General features: G+C 60.5%; 6 protein-coding genes and 10 pseudogenes. 9 read left to right on the forward strand and 7 right to left on the reverse strand.

The window, feature by feature from the left end:
• Positions 1–157 precede the first annotated feature (157 nt).
• Positions 158–454 (forward strand): transposase DNA-binding-containing protein, encoded by a 297-nt coding sequence (locus ACVIGA_RS28815; RefSeq protein ID WP_231168567.1) that lies wholly within the window; start codon positions 158–160, stop codon positions 452–454.
• A gap of 111 nt (positions 455–565) precedes the next feature.
• A pseudogene (locus ACVIGA_RS28820) lies at positions 566–1,848 on the forward strand (IS256 family transposase).
• 35 nt (positions 1,849–1,883) lie between these two features.
• On the opposite strand, the pseudogene ACVIGA_RS28825 reads toward ACVIGA_RS28820, so the two are convergent.
• A pseudogene (locus tag ACVIGA_RS28825) lies at positions 1,884–1,958 on the reverse strand (transposase domain-containing protein); the annotation flags it as partial.
• 218 nt (positions 1,959–2,176) lie between these two features.
• Between ACVIGA_RS28825 and ACVIGA_RS28830 the strand changes: the two are divergent.
• Both ACVIGA_RS28830 and ACVIGA_RS28835 read left to right on the forward strand, forming a co-directional pair.
• On the forward strand, positions 2,177–4,381 hold the full coding sequence (locus tag ACVIGA_RS28830; protein WP_456668712.1) for a hypothetical protein: 2,205 nt from the start codon (positions 2,177–2,179) through the stop codon (positions 4,379–4,381).
• Between the two features lie 264 nt (positions 4,382–4,645).
• Positions 4,646–8,545 (forward strand): Ulp1 family isopeptidase, encoded by a 3,900-nt coding sequence (locus ACVIGA_RS28835; protein ID WP_456668713.1) that lies wholly within the window; start codon positions 4,646–4,648, stop codon positions 8,543–8,545.
• An 80-nt stretch (positions 8,546–8,625) separates the two neighbouring features.
• Here the strand turns inward: ACVIGA_RS28835 and ACVIGA_RS28840 are convergent.
• Positions 8,626–8,904, reverse strand: a pseudogene (locus ACVIGA_RS28840) (transposase domain-containing protein); the annotation flags it as partial.
• Positions 8,905–8,999: 95 nt separating this feature from the next.
• Positions 9,000–10,267 (reverse strand): annotated as a pseudogene (locus ACVIGA_RS28845) (IS256 family transposase).
• Between the two features lie 1,644 nt (positions 10,268–11,911).
• Here ACVIGA_RS28845 and ACVIGA_RS28850 point away from each other — a divergent pair.
• From ACVIGA_RS28850 to ACVIGA_RS28860, 3 pseudogenes are all read left to right on the forward strand, one after another.
• Positions 11,912–12,792, forward strand: a pseudogene (locus tag ACVIGA_RS28850) (transposase).
• Positions 12,793–13,641: 849 nt separating this feature from the next.
• A pseudogene (locus ACVIGA_RS28855) lies at positions 13,642–14,223 on the forward strand (IS3 family transposase); the annotation flags it as partial.
• A gap of 26 nt (positions 14,224–14,249) precedes the next feature.
• Positions 14,250–15,125 (forward strand): annotated as a pseudogene (locus ACVIGA_RS28860) (IS110 family RNA-guided transposase); the annotation flags it as partial.
• Between the two features lie 419 nt (positions 15,126–15,544).
• On the opposite strand, the gene ACVIGA_RS28865 reads toward ACVIGA_RS28860, so the two are convergent.
• On the reverse strand, positions 15,545–16,507 hold the full coding sequence (locus tag ACVIGA_RS28865; RefSeq protein WP_210285313.1) for a hypothetical protein: 963 nt from the start codon (positions 16,505–16,507) through the stop codon (positions 15,545–15,547).
• Complete coding sequence (locus tag ACVIGA_RS28870; RefSeq protein ID WP_231168563.1) at positions 16,476–17,192, reverse strand: ParA family protein; 717 nt, start codon at positions 17,190–17,192, stop codon at positions 16,476–16,478. Before ACVIGA_RS28870 ends, ACVIGA_RS28865 begins: the two co-directional genes overlap by 32 nt.
• Before the next feature lie 107 nt (positions 17,193–17,299).
• On the opposite strand from ACVIGA_RS28870, the pseudogene ACVIGA_RS28875 reads away from it, so the two are divergent.
• Together ACVIGA_RS28875 and ACVIGA_RS28880 are read left to right on the forward strand one after the other, a co-directional pair.
• Positions 17,300–18,073: pseudogene (locus ACVIGA_RS28875) on the forward strand (outer membrane protein).
• A 155-nt stretch (positions 18,074–18,228) separates the two neighbouring features.
• Positions 18,229–18,784: pseudogene (locus ACVIGA_RS28880) on the forward strand (helix-turn-helix domain-containing protein); the annotation flags it as partial.
• Here ACVIGA_RS28880 and ACVIGA_RS28885 read toward each other — a convergent pair.
• Together ACVIGA_RS28885 and ACVIGA_RS28890 are read right to left on the reverse strand one after the other, a co-directional pair.
• Positions 18,776–19,059: pseudogene (locus tag ACVIGA_RS28885) on the reverse strand (transposase); the annotation flags it as partial. The pseudogenes ACVIGA_RS28880 and ACVIGA_RS28885 overlap by 9 nt on opposite strands.
• Positions 19,060–19,079: 20 nt before the next feature.
• Positions 19,080–19,322: a hypothetical protein gene (locus tag ACVIGA_RS28890; RefSeq protein WP_173640830.1), complete on the reverse strand. Its 243-nt coding sequence runs from the start codon at positions 19,320–19,322 to the stop codon at positions 19,080–19,082.
• Positions 19,323–19,501 lie beyond the last annotated feature (179 nt).

Here is a 19,501-nt window from a genome sequence, read left to right on the forward strand (position 1 = left end):
GCTCTATGGGGCTGACATTAAGGGATCAATCCGCAAAAGGCTGTTTGCGGTCCTGGAAAGGCGAATGTTGGATTGATCGAGAGAGTAGTGGATGCGAGTTTAGGGACGCGGGCTCGGCGACAGATTCCGCAAACTGCTCACGCAGATTGGAAGCGCCATGGGACAAAGCATCCAGCTCGTCTGCCAGGATTGGGCGAATACCAAGGCAGCCTACCGCTTCTTCTCCAATGACCGGGTCAGCGAAGCGGACATTCTGACCGGCCATTTCCAATCGACACGTGATCGTGTCGTCGCCGCTGAAGGTTTGGTTCTTGTGCTGCACGGTACAACCGAGTTCAGCTATCAACGCGAGAAGTCAGAAGTGATCGGCATCACCAAGAGCATAAACAGTGGACGGGATAAGGCGGGAATTGCGTCAAATTCCGCTTACGAAGCTTCTCGCCGAGAGCGTTGACGAGCTTCGCGAGGAGCTATCGCTGAAAGTTGGTGACGGCGGGAATCGGGAAGGCGGCATATCGTGGGGGTGCTTGACGCCTCCACTTCTCCACCGAAGGAGCGATATGCCGTGTCCAAAGATAACATCATCAAGTTGATTCAGCCAGGAAACGTCGACGATCAACTCACCGAAATCTTGCGCAATGGGGCGCGTGCTCTGTTGGCCCAGGCGGTCGAGGCCGAGGTCGCGGACTTTCTCGGCAAGCATGCCGATTTGAGGACTGCGGACGGCCACCAGCGCTCGTGCGCCACGGTCACCTGCCGGAACGCGAGGTGATGACCGGTATCGGTCCGGTCGGCGTCCGCCAGCCGCGTGTACGCGATCGCGAGGCGGAGGCTACCGATCCCGACCGCATCCGGTTCTCTCCGTCGATCCTGCCGCCCTACATGCGCCGCTCGAAATCGATCGAGACGCTGCTGCCGATCCTTTACCTGAAGGGTATCTCCACCGGCGACTTCTCCGAGGCTCTGGCGGCGCTGCTCGGCAAGGATGCTGCCGGGTTGTCGGCATCCGCCATCGGCCGTCTGAAGGACGGTTGGCTTGACGAACACACCGCGTGGCAGAGGCGCGATCTGTCGGCGAAGCGCTACGTCTACATCTGGGCCGATGGCATCCATCTCCAAGCACGCCTCGAAGACGAAAAGCAGTGCATCCTGGTGCTGATCGGCGCGACGCCGGAAGGCCGCAAGGAACTGGTCGGCTTCACCGATGGCGCCCGCGAGAGCGCGCAGGACTGGCGCGATCTGCTGCTCGACCTGAAGCGGCGCGGGCTCGGCGTGCCGCCGCGGCTCACCATCGCCGACGGCGCGCTCGGGTTCTGGAAGGCCGCCGGCGAGGTCTGGCCGAAAACGCACGAGCAGCGCTGCTGGGTACACAAGACCGCCAACGTGATCGCCAAGTTGCCGAAGAGCCAGCAGCCTAAAGCCAAACGCGCGTTGCAGGAGATCTGGATGGCCGAAACCAAGGCCGCCGCCGAGCTGGCGTTTGACGCCTTCATCGAGAGCTATACGCCCAAATACGAGAAGGCGGCCGACTGCCTGAGCAAGGATCGGGACACGCTACTGGCGTTCTACGACTTCCCGGCCGAACACTGGAAACACCTGCGGACCACCAATCCCATTGAAAGCACCTTCGCTACCGTGCGCCACCGCACGATCCGATCGAAGGGCTGCCTGTCCAACAGAACGGCGCTCGCGATGGTCTTCAAACTGCTTGAGGCCGCGCAGAAAAGCCGGCGTCGTCTCGATGGCCACAACCAGTTGCCAAAACTCGTTCTCGGTGTGACATTCAACGACGGGATCGAGCTCATCGCCAAACCGACTGACCGTCAGCCCATAACCGCCGCCGCCTGACCGGCCGCGCCGTCACCAAAATTTGGCGATAGCTCCTTCGCGAGGACGTCGGAGAGCCAGTGCTCGGCGCTGACGCTATTGAGCTTACAGGTCTCGATCAACGAAGCTAACTAATCTCAAACCTTTGAGAAGCGCTCCTTCGGCTCCCGGTCGATTAAGTTGACGATGCCCCGCTACCTCCAGCAGCACCCCAGACGCCATAGAATTGCAACCCATGGTGAGCTGGGTTTTCCTGTGCATCCGGGGAAAACGCTCTTGGTCAGCTTCTCGTCAGCCGAGCTGTCTATCCAAACAGGCTGCGCATTATGGACCTGATTGGAGGTGGAAGATGGCGGGCATTATTGGGCCTTCAGGAGCCGACAGCGCATGGGGATCGAGCAGTTCGAGCCCGGAGCCCAGTCCCGCCCCTGGGGAAGGCGGGCAATCTTTCGACAGGGAATTGGAGCGGATGCGCTCCGGAGGAACCGCGCTCATGAGTGAGCCACCCGCGTCCGGTGTGGCAGTCCGGATGCCCTCGAGTGTCGACGGAATCAAGGCAGCGAAGCAAAAAATGCGCAGCCTGCTTGAGGGCCTTGATAGTTCTCGAAATGCAGCCACACAAGCCCGGAATCCGTCGGAGACGCAAGAGCTGATCGATCAAATCGTCAAGGCGGGCTCGGAAGTTCTGGAGTATTACGCGAGCCTCCCCTCGGACATGGCGCGCAGGCTTCTTTCCGACAGTCAGGCTCGTCAAGTCCGCGCCGAAACTATCGCTGCGGGAGACGAATGCAACATCGCGGCCACCTGGATTGTCAACAACCTGGAGGCGAACAGGAGCAAAGCAGCAGCCGTGCTCGGTCGGATGCGAGATGCCGGCGCTCCGTCCGACCAGCTGGGCCGGGCGGTATCCAGCGTGGCGAAGCATTACGAAGCCTGCTTGGATTGGTGGGGAAAGAAGGTGTTGCGCTCGGAGCGGATGCGGTCCGTTTATACGGACACCGCCAACTTGCCCAGCGCCACGTCCAAGATGCGGGAGGAAGAAGAGGCCGCGCTACGCCAGCATACCGGCTGGGCACTGTATACGAAGTGCATGTACCTGGAATCGCGCATCGCTCTCGCGCGACTCTTGATCGAGTCGAAGGCGGCCACGTTCGGCCCAGCCGTGAACGACGCCCTCATGGGTGAGGATGGGCGGGTGCGACTGCTTGGGACCTTTATCGCGGATTTTTTTCCGGCATTCAACTCGACTTCCCACGCCGTTCTGGAGGGAGCGGCGCTCGACGCAGACCACTGCACCGTTCTGGAAGGAGTCATGGAACGGCTTTCGGAATTTGCCTCAGGGGTGCACGGCATCGTTACCCGACTAAGGGGCGCCGGAACGGATGCCGACCTTCCGTTGGAACTGTTGGGCCAGATCGCGGAAGGTGCATGGGTCACCGCGGACGACGTCACGCGTCTTTTGGTCGTGCAGCCAAAGACGCCCGCCATGATTGAGCCGCTGGCCCGGACTGCCGTAGTGGTTGAAGGGGGCGCGGCGCGGAGGAAGGGGAAAGGCAAGCGCGCCCCGGCCGCAGGCGAGCGAAGTTCGGCGGCCGGGCTGCGCGAGCCGCAGCTCGCCACGCCCGACGCTGCCACGGCCCCAACAGGCAAGGTGATCGTACTCTCGGATTTGGGTACAAAGAAACTCGCGAGCGCGGAGGAGGCAGACGCGAGGGTGTCATCGTCGGCGACTGGGCACCTGGAGATATTGCAGGCTCCGCCCTCCAGGAAAGCACTGACCGGATTAATCGAGCGATTGGACGAACTTTTGCAGTTCGATCTGCCCGCTCAGCAAAGCACCGTCTCGCAAGCGCGCCAGATGAAGCCCGAGGACGCCGATCACGTCGTGGATCTCGTCGTTAAGCGACTGCAGACGCAGGCCTCCGAGATTGAGGCCAGTGTAGTCGCGCTGGAGGAGCCTCGCCGACGTGTCCTACTCACGCCTGCGCAAGTGCCGGAAGTGCATGACAAAATAACCCGGCTCAAGGCGATGTTGTCCGAGGTGCAGGGACAGGCGAGCTCTTTGAAGGCGCGAAAGGTGGCGATCACGATCGATTGCATGAAGACCTACGCGTTTCCGTCCCAGAAGTATCTTGAACAGTTGCGGGCGGCCGGGGAGCTGGCGTCTGTGAATCCACCGCGCGCCTTGAAGGATGATCCGGGGACACTGTTCGAGATCAAGCTGCAGCCCAAGGCCCTGCGCAATGGCGCGATGCCAAGCCCAATGTGGGTGCACATCCATACCAAGCGGCCGGTACATGCCAGGCAGTTGGCAACGCTGAGCGATGCCGAGTTCGCCGCTTGCCACGTGAAGTCCAATGACCAACGCGGCTACAATCAGGACTGGCAGAGCGCTCGAGCTGCGACGGGGCGCGAGAACGTCGTGATCCACCGCGGGAAGCTCACGCCGGCGTTCTGTAGGTCCTTGATGAGCACCGCAGTTGGTGGCCATCCGTGGTATCCCCTTCCCGAGACGGAGCACATGTCGACCCAGATGGCGCGCCTGGGGATGTAGCTACAGGTGGTTTGTCTCGCGCCGGAGCGCCGCTGTGGTGACACGATCAAGTGGCCGTTATCACCGAGAGGAAATCCTCGATGAGCTCGAAGTCGGCACGAACTCCTCGAACAGATCGACAGCGGGGTCCGATTGAAATTCGATCGGGAGCGTCGTGACCACGGACTTCCTTTCGCTTGGCGGCTGAACCGTCAAATGCCGGCGCTCAAGTCCAGACGCATACGATCAGCGCTCCTGGCCCTTCATCTTCGAAAGTGAGTACAGATGAACTTCGTCTTAATGAATCGCGTGCGTCAACAAACGGATAGCGTGGACGCGCAAGATGCCTCTCCGGCCGACTCGTCGGCAGAGGCGGCGGCCTTTCACCGGCAGCTGAGCGAGGTCGCTGTCCCGTCCTCTCCCGTGCTCATGCAGGTCCGCGCCCATCAAGCGGATACATCGCGATCTGAGGCGCGGCCCATCATGCGGGCGAGCGGGCAACCATATACGCCGGCTACGCACGGTGAATACGGTGGAGCGATGCTGAATGCGTCGGCGCTGCCGCTCGGCCATGCAAATTTGGCCTTCGCAGGTAGCAGCATGGATCCTGTTTATTCCGAAGATGCGTCTCTTATTGAGGGGCTCGGGCCGGCACTCTTCAAGGCTGGGGCCTCCGAGCGCACCGTCAGGCGCAATGTACGTTGTCTTCTCGGATTGGGGCATTGGCTCGTAAAGAACGGAAAGCCGGGCATTGCTGCCCGGCTTTCCGAAGAGTCGCTGGACAAGGATGCCCAGGAGTTCGGCAAGCAGGAGGGGCAGGCCATCGCTACGCCACTGGATCATCTTCGAGCCGCCCAATCGCCGGGCGGCATCGCGCCGATTGCAAGCCGGGTTGAGCTGAATCCCTATCCCCAAGATGCGGATCTCATCAAAAGGTACAAGGAAGATGCAGCGTCAGGCACCGCCAACACCGTCAGGACCTATGCAGCTCTTCTTATCGATTTCAGTGATTACCTCCGTGAAAACGATAAGCCCGGCATTGCTGCTCGACTTGGCGACGGCTCGCTGGATAATGATGTCAGCCAGTATAAGGAGGCGGACCCCCGTGGCCGCAGAAAAGCCGGGGCCGCACTGGCTCATCTCCTGAGGTCGCCGGCGGGTGCTAGAGCGATCGAGCTCCGGCCTCATATTCGCCCCGTTCCTGATCTCGAAGACGCGGTTCGCGCCGAGCCGAGGCGGACCCGGGCCGCGACTGCACAGCACAGCGGCTCGAATGGAGCTATCAGCTGGCCGGAGACTCTGCCTGCGAACCAGCAGGATCTGCTTTTGGAGACGATGGACGGACCCAGCTCCTCGCCGCCTCTCGAGACAATCGCGCACCATCAACAAGCAGCGGATGCAGGAGGGTCTTTTCGTGACTTGAACTTGCCCCGCGACGACCATGGGGTTCCACCGCGGCATAGCCTGGCATTGGATCCTGCAGAATCCCTTCGCCCCTTGAACTGGCGCCACCATGATCACGAACTGTCGGATGAACGTCACAGGAACACCCTCGTGCCAGGCGAGCAGGTTCTCATCAGCGATGAGCATGATACAGGGGAGTTGAGATCAGCGAAGAGGCAGAAGACGCTAAGCAACCCCCAGGGCGTCGCCGTTGAGCGGCACCTGGTGCAGACCCCATCCCATCAACTGGCGGCGTCACCATCGCAGAGGCAAGCGCCGATGCCGTCGCGTGCGCACGAATACGCCCCAGCGGCACATTCAGTAGCGAGGCATGTCCGAGACACCGCTAGGCGGCACGACGCATCGCGTGACGCCGTCAGGAATCAGCTTTCGGTGATGGTGGAAGGCGGCCCATCATGGTCCGTCTTGGTCCCGCCTGAGCGGCTCCAGGGGGCAGAACAAGCCGGACCGCAGGAACCCGCCGGGTCCACCTCAACTTGGTCACCGCAGATGCCGCTCGACTTTGATTGGAGCATGTGGCCGAGCTCGGAAACTGCGTCATCCTTGCCTGTCCCAGCTCAGCTTCCATCCAGATCGTACCAGTTGCGTGATGATGCTACCTTTCGGAACACACTGAACACGTTTGCGCCCGAAAGCCTGCGGTCGTCGGACGGACTAATCGGCGAGCAGCTCCCGGGCGAAGACGATGAGCTCTTGGCGAAGTTTCGTGTAGACGCCGAGCGGCGCAAGCTCACCCCAGGAGCCATCAAGAACAGTGTTTCCGGGCTTGGGATATTTGTTCGCTGGGTCAACGCAAGTCATAGGGGGCCCGTAGCTTCTCGGCTGCGAGGCGGTTCATCGCTGGATGAGGAAATTGCGGCGTACAGGAGCTTGGGGCGGGACCGTCAGAACAGCATCAAATCGAATCTGAATGTTCTCCGGCGGCTCTTGCGTGGGAGTGAAGAAGCCGAAGCCCCCGAACCCCGAGTCCTTGGTCGCCCCCGTCGCGTGGTTCCTCATCCCGAAGACGCCACCTTCATCGAGGGAGCGCTCGGCCAAGCCTTGAACGATCTTAGAACCACGATTGCGGCGCAGAGGCAGTCTGCGCAGAAGCGGGCTACACGTCTTCGTGCGCTGAGTGCGTGGCTTAAAGAAAACGGCAGGGGGAGCATAACTGGGCGACTTAACGGCTCTAGCAAGGAGCAGTTAACGCTGGACAACGATGTGCTAGCGTTCCAGCGGACTGGAAGCAGAATACACGGTCCCGATTTGTCGCATCTTCGCAGCTACTTAAAACTCATCGAGGCGAACCGAGGGCTGGGGTTGCCAGGCCCTGAGCAGCCGAGCTCGCCGGCCGTGCAGTGCGATCGGCATTCCGGCTCGGCGCAGGATCTTCCCTCAACGCCAGCCAGCGCGGGAGCTTGGGCTTGGTTGGGTGAACAGCTGCAAGAATCAGCATCACCATCCAGGCCCCCGTCACATGCTAAGGGCAGGCTTGAGCCATCTGTTGATCTGAATGCGCCGACGCCGTCCGAGTTGCGCGACGATGCTCACCTTGAGCCAGCGCAGGCTGCCAGGGCTCGTTCAAGCACCTACGCTGGTCTTGAGCCATTTCTTGCTCTGAATGCGCCGACACCGTCCGAGTTGCGCGACGACGCTCACTTTGCGCCAGCGCACTCTACCAGGGCTCCCTCAGACATCTACGCTGGTCTTGAGCCATTTCTTGCTCTGAATGCGCCGACACCGTCCGAGTTGCGCGACGACGCTCACTCTGCGCCAGCGCAGGCTGCCAGGGCTCGCTCAAGCACCTACGGCGGTCTTGAGCCATTTCTTGCTCTGAATGCGCCGACACCGTCCGAGTTGGGCGACGACGCTCACTTTGCGCCAGCGCACTCTACCAGGGCTCCCTCAGACATCTACGCTGGTCTTGAGCCATTTCTTGCTCTGAATGCGCCGACACCGTCCGAGTTGCGCGACGATGCTCACTTTGAGCCAGCGCAGGCTGCCGGGGCTCGCTCAAGCACCTACGGCGGTCCTCCATTGGTTGATCTGACTGCGGCCACGCCGTCTGAATCACGCGACGATGTTAATTCTGTGCCGGCGTTTCCGAGCACCTCCTACGATGCTCAGATCGGGGCTTTAGGTCCGACAGCCTCGCCTCACGGCCGCGGGCTGGTGCTCGAGGACACGGAATGGCTGGGCGACGAGCATGTCCTGAGAGATTACCAGCTCCTGGCGCAAGAGTTGGGGGGGAACAATCCGAATCTCGCCGCCCGGACGCGGTTCGTGGATCCTCTCATAACCCTTGTTAGCCTGCGCTTGGGCACCGAGAGCGAAATGCTACGCGCATTCCAGCGCATCGTCCATGATCAGAATGGTGACGACACAGCCGACTTCCTGTTCCTGCCAGTGAACAATGCCCGTGCTACGAATCTCCCCGGCACCCATTGGTCGTTGCTGTTTGTTGATCGCCGCGACCGCGAAAGGCCGGTTGCCTATCGCTACGACTCCATGGGGGAATACAACAACACGCCCGCAGCAGAGCTCGCAGCAAGGCTGGGCGCCCGCCTGGAGTCACGCGGCATGACCCAGCAGCTGAACACTTATGATTGCGGCGTCTTCGTGGTGGACGGCACGCGGGCGCTGGTTAGGCAATTGGAGCAAGGACGAGCACCACACCTGCTGAACCTCAGCAGCCTCGTTGCCAATCGGCAGGCGCTGCAGAACCGACTCAGGGGCTGATGTCGTACGCATACGACGAAGACCGCCTGATTGAAGCGTGCGCGCGGGCACGACGAACTCTATGATGGTTTGCGTGAAGGTCAGGCGGCTTGCTGACCGGCGGGCTCGGCGCAGGAGCTTCCATCCCAGGGCAGCAGTTCGTGCAGATGCGATGCGGGAAGATCGGCGATACGGGCGAGGACGTCGGCGAGTCAGGCCTTGGGATCGACTTTGTTGAGGCGACAGGTCGTGATGATCGTCAGCATGATGGCGGCACGGTCGGCGCCACGCTGGCTGCCGGCGAAGGTCCAGTTGCGCCTTCCCAAGGCGATGCCTCTCAATGCGCGCTCAGCACAATTGTTGGTCAAGCAGATCCTGCCTGTCATTCGGCCCAAACAGGGCTCTGCGTCGAGGGTAGAGGGGGATGTCCCGATCGGTGTTGAACTACGTCGGGCCGACGTTGCCGGAATGAATGTTACGCTGCCCTCGTGACGCGGGCAACGGGCTTGGTCGTCATGCGATCGCGGTGAGCTTGAAGGGCCGCACGCAGAACCGACAATTGCTTATGCGCCTTCAATCGTCGGAAGCCCTTGTTGGCCTCGATCATGCCGGCCGCGACCCATCGCAAGGCCATACCGGCATCGCGCCAGCGTTTGATGTTGCGCGTGACGCCGCGAATGGTGCCCATCATGTTCTCGGCGATGTTGGTACAGGCGAGCGATCGACGAAGCTCCTTCGGCAGCTTCAGCCGGACGACAGTCAGGATTTCGTCGAGGCCTTCGAGGATGCTCGCCGCTACACCGGGCCATTGCTGGTCGAGTCGACGCGCGAGATTGCGGATCAATTTTTCAGCCTTGTCGGCGTCATTGAGCTCCCAGGCCTGGCGCAGCACCCGACGGGTGGCCGCATGATGCTCTTTCGGCAGGCGTTCCATGATGTTGCGCGCCTTGTGGATCTAGTAGCGCTGGATCGCAGCGGCCGAATCGAGGGTGCGGCGGATCGCCTTCGACAACGCCTTTCGTGCGGTCGGCGATGAACAGTCCTGGCACCGTCGGGTCGAGCCCGCGCGAGACCAGGTTGTCCAGCAGGGCCTGAACCGTTACGGCATTCTCGGTCGCCCCTTCCACCAGCGCCAGCGGATGCTTGTTGCCTTCGCCGTCAACTCCGATCGCGGCGACCAGCACGAGATCGTCGCCGAGATGCAGCCCGTCGATTTGGACCACCAGAAGGTCGAGCGTGGACAGATCGGCGGCCATGAAGTCAGCCAGCCGCGCCGCCGACAGCGCTACGAACCTCCGCGAGGCCGCCGACTTCGAAACCCCGATCCGGGCGGTGCCGGCACGTCACCCTCGGGCAGCACGGCCGAACCGGAGCGTCGACACATTGATCAGCATCAGGTTCATCGCCCAGCGACCCAGCCAGACCCTCCTGCGCCGCCGTTTCCCAGTTCGGGATCGTGACCTCGCCGCCATCCACGCCCCGGACCCGCGGACGCTCGACCTCGATCTTGCCGCCGTGGAAACCAATCCGTCCCCGCGTTCGACCCCAACGGTGCGCCCGCCGCGCCGCGTCGCGACCGTGGCGCGGCCCGCAGGCCGCCACAACATCCGCCTCCATCGTCGTGCCGAGCGCCTCCATCCCTGCCGCAAGGCAGAACCGATCGAAGCTCGCCCGCACTTCTGCAAACGCTTCGTCCACCGCCGCGGTCGCCGACGAACCAGCCGGTTTGATATCTCTCGTCATGGCGTTGCTCTCCTTTATGGAATCAGCACCCCGAGCCTACCGGCTCAAGGTGGGCAACGCCGACCTCTTCAGAAATTCAACAGAACCCGGGACATCCCCCCGAACTCTCCCCGCGCAGAGCTTTGTGCGGATCGGCACGTAGGCCCACAGCATCGTCCGATATTACGGGAGTGGATGTCTGCGTATGCGAGTTGTTCGGTGCCCGTGACATCCTGGAAGCGATGTAGAACCGACCAGCTTGCGCAAGAAGCGACTTAGAATGGAGGACAATTTTGAGGTGAGCCCTGAATTGAGGGCAGAGGCGTTCAGTGATGGTAGCGGCCGGTCAGGAGACCTGGTTCGCAAACTGCCCCTTTATTCGTTCGGCCTCTTCCCTCGACAGTTTCTCGGCCCTGTCCCCGTTTCTTAAAAGAGCCGGCCCCTTGCGTTCTCGATCGTAAACCATCCAACCTTTGGTGCCCTGACGAACGATGAACCGTTGTGCTGCCAATTCCCAGGCGGCCTCCAGTTGTACCTAGAAAAGAAGCTTCGACACCGGCAAAATGCCTAGGGCGAGGCGTTGGGCTGCCGAGAGCCAGAAATCAACTCAAGACCCGATCATGACCTGTGCAAAGCTGCAGTGGAGCTGGCGGCTTTATGAGGATATCGAGCGTGGCGCGCTTCTCCGGTAAATGCGACGATCGCGGGGATGCTGCTGATCAGATCCGCGCTTAATTCCTTGGGGGTGCCGGGTCGGCGAGCTCTAGTCGAAGCCTATCCGCGCGCTTCCGCCGTGCTCGGTTCCGGCGCGGTACGAAGTATTCGAGGCGCCAAAGATTGGAGGCATCGGAAATCGTTCGTCCCGTCGTTAACGGCCGAGCAGACGCCGTTGAGGCAGTGGTGTTCCGACTTAGCGACGAGTCGTCTTACATTGCATTACCGGTTCAGAGATGGTCGTGGATGGTAGTCTCACGATCGGCGTCCCACAGAAATCTGAAGCGCCCGAGACAATTTTCTGATTGCTATCGACTGAATGACGCGAACACACCGTTTTCGTGCGCGGTTGTCAATTATGTCAGTTGCGGCCACGTATCCAAAGTATTATGTCGCTCGATCCAATTACGCGCCTTGGATAATGTGGGTTTATCGTGCCAGCCAGCATGGTAGTCGAATTCGCGGATGGACTGTTCAGCAGTTCGTCTGCGAATCTCTTCGCGTCAGCCTCGCTTGGAAAGGTTCTGGTTTCTCGAATGGGGTATCGATTTGGCCCCTTCGACTGGTTGAAGGAAACATACCAAGTGTGTTGTAGCCATATCCTTTTCGTGCTCATCGGCCGATGATGGTGGTCATACCTCCATCAGCAGTCAATTGCGAGTATTGGTAGTTGATCGTTTGCGGCAATTGTCGTCGATGAAGGGGCTTGACTATTTGGCAGGTCGTCGGATCCACCCAGCGCAGAAGGTCGGCAAGAAGATCAGGTTACACCGGCAGACTTGACCACGCCTCGCGCCGCGGAAGCCTGAACAGGTTCAGGCCACGCCTGCTGATGTCCTCAAGCTGAAATGTGCCCACCAGGATGCGACGCAGCCGGCGGCAGCGAAGGAGGGTGTTCATAAGGAATGTGTAAGCAGGTTTCTGTGAGTTTACCCTACCGAGGAGACTCACATGACGACGATAACACCTGAACTGCTTGATCAACTGCTTGCTAACTATGAGAAGCCCGAGGGCCTGACCGGAGACAACGGGCTGTTCAAGCAGCTGAAGAAGGCGTTGATCGAGCGCGCGCTCGCCGCCGAGTTGAGCGAACATCTCGGCTATGAGAAGGGCGATCCGGGCGGTCGAGGGACGGGCAACAGCCGCAATGGCACCAGCAGCAAGACGATCCTGACCGAGGACGGCGAGATCGAGATTGCCATACCGCGCGACCGCGCCGGCAGTTTCGAACCGCAGCTCGTCGCCAAGGGCCAGGACGCGGTTCGATGGCTTCGACGACAAGATTCTGGGCCTATATGCCCGCGGCATGACGGTGCGCGAGATCCAGGGCCACCTGGCCGAGGTCTCACCCGATCTCATCAGCCGGGTCACCGATGCCGCCCTCGATGAGGTGCGGGAGTGGCAAAATGGCCTTCGTGTCCCGGAAGGACCGCAAGGCGATCCTGCCCGCGATCAAGGCGATCTACCGGGCCGAGCACGCCGATATTGCGCTTGTCCGCCTCGAGGAGTTCGAGGCCGAGTGGGGCAAGCGCTATCCAGCGATCGGAGCGGCCTAGCGGAGCGCCTGGGATTACGTCGTGCCATTCTTCGCCTTCGCACCGCGCACCCGCAAGATGATCTACACCACCAACGCTGTGGAGGCGCTGCATCGCTCGTTGCGCAAGATCATCAAAACGCGCGGCAGCTTTCCAAACGATGACGCGGCGTCGAAGCTGCTCTATCTCGCAATCAAGAATGCCGGCCTGCGCTGGCGACGCCCGGTCGAATGGACCTCCGCGATGGGCCAGTTTGCCATCCGGTTCGGCGAGCGCTTTCCGGGAACGACGCGATGACGAACGGCATCACGGCAACGGTCATGATGGCTCGGCACGCCCCTTCGCCGTCAAGTTCCTCGCCTGCGGCGCGCCGCTCCGCGGCTTCGGGACTTGAACGCTCGGTGCGGCCAAGCAAACTCATCCACCATGCCGCTGATGCCTTGTTCTTGATGCCGGGAGACAAATTCGCCCTTCACAGAAACCCCTGACACAAAAGTTCTGACAATCCCAGCGCCAGCGCGGCCCTGGCTCGTCTGCTGCTTTAAAAGTACGGCTTCTTGCTTCTTCTCTTCATACCGCAACTCGTGCGGGCGGTCGTCAGCAGCCGCTCGCACGCTTTTCCGAGGGCGCGACTAGTCGACCGCGCGCGTCCTGTTCTTCCCTCTCTCTTTTCGTCGTGCCCGTTTGGTACGCGAGTTGCTGAGAAACGTGCGGGCTTGGCTTCTCAAACATTCACACTCGCGACCCCATGAGATGGCCAAATCTGCTCAGCCCAGACTTGCGCTTGGGCGGTTTCTCCAAGGCAGCGCCCGCGTCATTTGTAGCCACCGCAGCAACATACTCAGGAGGCCAAATTCCCCGATCATTCTCGATCCAAATTACTGAGCTTGAAAGTTGGCTTTGGGCGAGCAACTTAGTTGCTTGATCCGAGACCCCGCGCCGCACAGTTCCCCTATTCATTGGAGGATACCGGAGTCCTACGGATAGCGACGGCGTGCGCCCTCCTCCATACTCTATGCAAGCTAGGATTTTGCATTTCCTTCCTGGGGCTAGAGCCAACGCCGCCCGCATGCATTTTGAGCGGGCGGCGTTGTGCTTTCTACAAACAAACGTCGCAGTTCAGGGCGTTGCCTCGAGGGTCGGCGTCGCGTCTCGCGTCGCAAGCGTGGTGGCCGCAAACGGGCACTGGGCACCCGGGCGCCGATGACGATCCCGCAGGATCAGAACCTGCGCTGGTCGCTCGACTTCGTGATGGACACGCTGGTCAGTGGCCGGCGCTTCCGTGTCCTGACCCTGGTCGACGACTTCACCCGGGAATGCCTGGGTCTGGTCGTCGACACCTCGCTCACCGCCCTGCGTGTGGTGCGTGAGCTTGGCCACATCATTGAAAGCCGGGGCTGCCCACGCATGATCGTGAGCGACAACGGCACCGAGTTCACTTCAAATGCGATCCTGGCCTGGCAGGAAGAACTCGGGATCGAGTGGCACTACATTGCGCCCGGCAAGCCGATGCAGAACGGCTTTGTCGAAAGCTTCAACGGCCGCCTGCGCGACGAGTGCCTGAACGAGCACCTGTTTGCCAATCTCAACGAGGCTCGCCGGATCATCGAAGAGTGGAGGATCGACTACAACACCAACCGACCGCACACGAGCCTCAACGGGCTCACACCGACCGAGTTTGCAACCCGCCCCAACAGGGGCCAAACCCAGAACAGACTCTCCTTATAAACGAGGGCAAATCGGGGAGCAGGTCAGGACACGATGTGAGATTGATCCCGCCAGCCTATGTTAAACCCTACCTACGAGGAGGAGCCAAGCATGACGCCGTTGACGCGGCTGCAATCTGCGAAGCGGTTGTCACCCGTCCCAATATGCGGTTCGTTCCAATCAAGAGCGTCGAGAACCATGGCTTCTTGATGCTTCATCGTGCAAGAGGCTTTGTTGGTCCGCCAACGGGCCACGCCAGCCTGCGCCACTCGGGCTCATTTTGCTGAGTTCGGAATCATTGCCGGGCAAGGCCGGCAACGGGCGGACGGTCTGGTGGGCTTGTTGGATGACGAGGAACTGATGCTACCGGCCCACGCCCGAATTGCACTAGCCGTCCTTGTGAACCAACTGAAGGAATTGGACCGGCAGGTCGAGGCCATCGAGCGCGAGCTAGCTCAGATCCAGCGAATAAATCCGATGGCGAAGTTGCTGTCCTCGATTCCAGGGATCGGTCACATAACGGCCACGGCTCTCGCCGCGACCGTGCCGGATGCGACAATGTTCCGCTCCGGGCGCGAGTTCGCGGCCTGGCTTGGCCTGACGCCTAAGCAGAATTTCACCGGCGGGAAGGATCGGCTCGGCCGGATTACGAACAGGGTGATTCCTATCTCAGGCACTTGCTTGTCATCGGAGCACGTAACGTCGTTCGGTGCCCAAAGGCACGCTCCCGGGTTGGAGGCGGCTGGATCAAAGTCCTGCTTGAACGGCGTCGGACATGGTCGTCGTCGCCATCGCCAACAAGTCTGGCCCGGATCGTCTGGGCGATGACTCTCTCTGGAGGAAATAATCAGTGGCAGGCAGCGAACTTGATTGCACAACATTCGACCGATCTTGATCTGAGACCGACAACATGCATGAATTAGATTCCCTTGTTAATAGAAGCACGTCCGCTGCGCAACCTTCGCCAATAGAGACTTTCGATGGAAGCTCGTCCCATCCAATAATTGAACTCTTCAAAGGCATCGAACAGATGTTGGCGCCTCTATTTCAACGTTCTTACGAATGGGGCTCGAAGGAGTGGAAAGTCCTATGGGATGCAATCTTGGAGCAGTACGAGCACAATCAAGATGCGGTACTGGCTTCGATTTCACAGGCGCAATTGTCACGGCGCCCAGCACGATCAGCCGGCTTCGCTCCGGGCCCTTATCAGCGCAATTATGGGCCATGCAGGAGCGGCCCCAAGGTCAGCGTCTTCTTCGTCCAGAGCTCGGACGAAGTTGCCGGGCAGTCCTCTCAGGGGGCCTCAGTTAAATCGGACGCCAAATGCCCACGCTGCTTTGCTTTACATTTCTGGATCTGAAATGCGGGTCAGCATCTTCACGTGCGGTCCCGCCCGCTTGAAGATCGGCTCCCAAAAGGCATAGGCCGTCTCGGCGAAACTCGCGCTTATGCTGAACTTCGTGAGCGCAGCCCGATATGCGGCCTGTCGCCCGCAGCCTTGCCTCTCGACAAGGTGCCAGATGAATTGACCGACCTGGCGCGCATACGTGCTCGGACGAGCTCGGTGGTTGGGTACGATCTCAAGCCGCATGGTCCCGGTGTCGCGCGTCTCCGGTTCGATGAGATTGGCAAGCCAAATGAAGATTGATGGATCAATGCTCGCAGCATAGCCGTCGCGCTTGAGCTGCTGATTGATCATAGAGAACGCGCTAGCGGCTTCTCTGAAGCATTCGCTCAGGATGAAGTTCGCCTGATTCTCCAGCTTGCCGCTCTGAAGATCGTCCAGCAATCTGACCGCCTCGTCAGTGAGCCGCCGCATGTATCGCAGTTGCGGCTGCCCCGCGCCGTCGGCAGGTTCCTTCTGCACGATCAACTCGGCCGCATCCGCGCGGAACTCTGTTGCGGCTTCTTTGAGAGCGGTCAAAAAGTCGCCTTCAAGACCGGAGCGGCCGATGTCTTTCGGTGCCGCTTCCCTCCCCACCCGTGTCTCTACGAGATTGGCAATCTTCACCATCATCTCAGTCGTAGCGTCGGAATCTAGAAGTTCGTCCTTGCGCGGCGCCGCCGCATTCCGAGATTCAAGCACCGCAACGGCACCCGGAGCCGTCGCTTGCCTCGCAAGCATTGTTTGATCAGGCGTCTTCTCTCCTGTGTGCTCCGATCGCGGATTGGAAGCGGCAATCCCGCTGGACAACACAAACAGGCCATCGTCAACGGCTCGGCTCGCCGCCGCGGTAAGCTCCACCAGCGAGCGTCGCGCACAGCGCGTATGGCTAGCACGACGCCTTTTTTTCGTGTGGCTCATGATCTAACGACCCCTCGACAAGCATTTTCAAGACCCAGCGCCAAAGCTCACGAACTTCCTCCGAGGCTCTTCCCTCTTGTGCAAACTCGGTTACGCCTAATCCGGCCCCAAGCGCGTCCTGGTGGACATTGCGCTGTCCGACATAGGGATGCGCAAGCACCCCGAGCGAATTGAGGGACGTTGCAGCTTCACTCAAGCGGCAGCCCCGCGGTGGCGTCTGATTGAGGACGAAAGCGAATCGGCGGTTGAGCCTACGAATAGCAATCAGTGTCGGTATCGCAGCTTCGATGTCGGCCAGACTCGGACGCACTGGGATCAGGCAAAGATCGCCCCTCGCGATGGCGAGCACGGCCAGTGCATTGTTCGTGGCGGCGGTATCGATGACCGTAAGCCAGATTCCCTCAGCTTCAAGGCTGACGAGAGCCACTTCTAGTTCGGCGGGATCGGAGATCCGAACGACCCGCGGATAGGGATGGCAACGCCGCTCTTTCCATTTTGAAATCGTGCCTTGTGGATCCGCCTCGACAATTGCGACGCGCTCCCCGTTCCCCATCGCCGCGACCGCAATGCCAACCGCCAGCGTGCTTTTGCCGCTTCCGCCTTTTTGGGTGACCAGAACAAGGACATGCATATCCTGCGCTTCCCGGATGACAACGAGATGAGACGCATGAGTCGTCGGCTGCATGGGCGTCAGTCAACTACCAACCTTGGGAATTGATGGAGAGGACGGGCACATGGCAATCTTCGTCCTATACCCGTCAGGGACGGTCGATACGAAGCTGGGTTTAGAGAATGAAAAAGGTCCTGCTGGGCACGGTAGCCCTGATCGCGTTGGTTGCCCCTTCCTCTGCCGCTGATCTGGCCGCGGGGCCCTACGTCAAAGCGCTCCCAGCGGTCATTCCAATCTATGATTGGAGCGGCTTCTACGTCGGCATAAATGGCGGCGGCGGCTCCGCGCATCAATGCTGGGACGTGGTCAACGCCGGAGGCGCGATTGTCGCTCCGCCCGTCGGCATAGGGTTGCCATAATGCGACGGGAGGCACGGTCGGCGGTCAAATCGACTATCGCTGGCAAATAGCCAATTCGCTGTTTGGCCTGGAGGCGTAGGGCGACTGGGCCGATTTCAAGGGCTCCAACGCCAACCTCGCTTTTGCAGGCGTCCAGGATGAATCCAAGCTTGATGCATTCGGCCTGTTCACGGGCCAAGTCGGCTATGCCTGGAATAACATGCTGCTCTATGTGAAGGGTGGCGCTGCGGTTGTCCGCGACAAATACCGGGTCTTCGATTTTGCGACTGGGCTGACTATCGACAACGGCAGCGAAACTTGTTGGGGCGGCACGGTAGGGGCGCGCCTTGAATTTGGCTTCGCTCCGAACTGGTCCATCGGCGTTGAGTACGACCACCTGTTCATGGGTCATCGGGACGTGGACTTCTTTTTTCACCTGGACTCGTGGGTGGTCCGGCGGCCGCTTTCGCGGGGACTGCCCGTATCAGTCAGGACGTCGATATCGGTCTGGTCCGCCTGAATTACCGCTGGGGTGGCGCGCTCGCCACGACATATTGATCTTCGCCGGAACGGAAGCGTTCGATCACACGGAGCGCTAGAGACAATCCTTGACGCGCGTTGCTCCTCTCTCAAGGTAGTCATCTGGAACGCAAGTTCGCCACATAAATCGGCGCTGGGACCTCTGAAGCAGAGCGCTTGTCGCAAATGCAGGTGTGAGAGGCCGGCCGATCGCGCCGTTGGTGCTAAGTCAGCAGGAGCGGACGTACTTGGAGAGGCACGTTCGTCGTCACCACGTTGCCCGCTCGCTATCTGAGCGGTACCGCGCGATCCTGTGGTGTGCGGACGGCTTGCCTTAGCAAGTCCGTGGCTGCCAACTCGGCCTCCATGAACACACCGTTGCCAAATGGCGCCATCGCGTTTTGAAGGATCGCTGTGATGGTCTGCTTGAAGAGGCGCGCCATGGCTGACCTCGCACCATCAACGCCGATCAGGTTGCCGCGGTGATCGAACGAACGTTGCGGCTGACGCCAGCCGACGCGACGCCCAGTCGATCCGCTCGATGGCGGCGGAAACTGGCTTTTTCCACACCACGATCCGCCGCATGTGGGCGGCGTTCGGCTTGCCGCACCGTAGCCAGACATTCAAGCTGTCGAGCGATCCGCTGTTCGTCGTCAAGGTGGGCAATATCATCGGCCTTTACCTATCCCAAACCGAGCCCTTGTCCTCAGCATCGATGAGAAAAGCCACATTCAGGCACTCGATCACGAGCATGGACGGCTTGCGGGCAAGCAAGCGCGCAAGCCAAAGATTTGCGGTCGAGCCTTTACGCATTGCCCAGCGCACGGCTGCGCTCGCACCGATGATTAATAGTCGGCGCAGAGTTCGTTCGCCCATGCGGGATGTCTCGCCGAGCTTCTGCTTTCCGCCCGTGGAGCGCTGCAGCGGGGTGAGCCCCAGCCAGGCCGCAAAGTCGCGTCCTCTCCTATTTGCCCGAGTCGTCGGCGCCAGGGCCAACGAGCGACCGTCGCTGTGATGGGCCCGATTCATGCCGCTTGGTCGCGATTCAGGTCAACATGGTTACTTTTGTATATTGACCTCGATCCTGGCAGCCGTTTGGCGTTGCTCCTTCAGCGAGCCTCTTGACCGGCTCGGGCAGCGTCCATGCCAGGCGCCGGACAGCGGCCAGTGGCAACTTGTAGGCGATGGTCTCGAAGCGCCCGAATGTATTGATCTTGATGAACTCGTTTTCCCCTGTCGAATGAGCATAGCTATCGCGTTTGCCGCAAACAGGCTTAATGCCTTCCAAGCTCGAAACCTTGTCGCTGCAGCTCCCCAATACTGTTATGCGTTTGCATTTGCTCGTTCGTCTGTTCGAGGTGGGCGCCGTTCGCTTTGAAATCCGGATCATTCTCCGACCGCTTACCTAACATGTTCGGGCGCCTGCGTCTCAATTGCAAGCGGAGAACGAACTGTATACCGAGACAG

The sequence above is a fragment of the Bradyrhizobium sp. USDA 3240 genome (assembly GCF_054063295.1).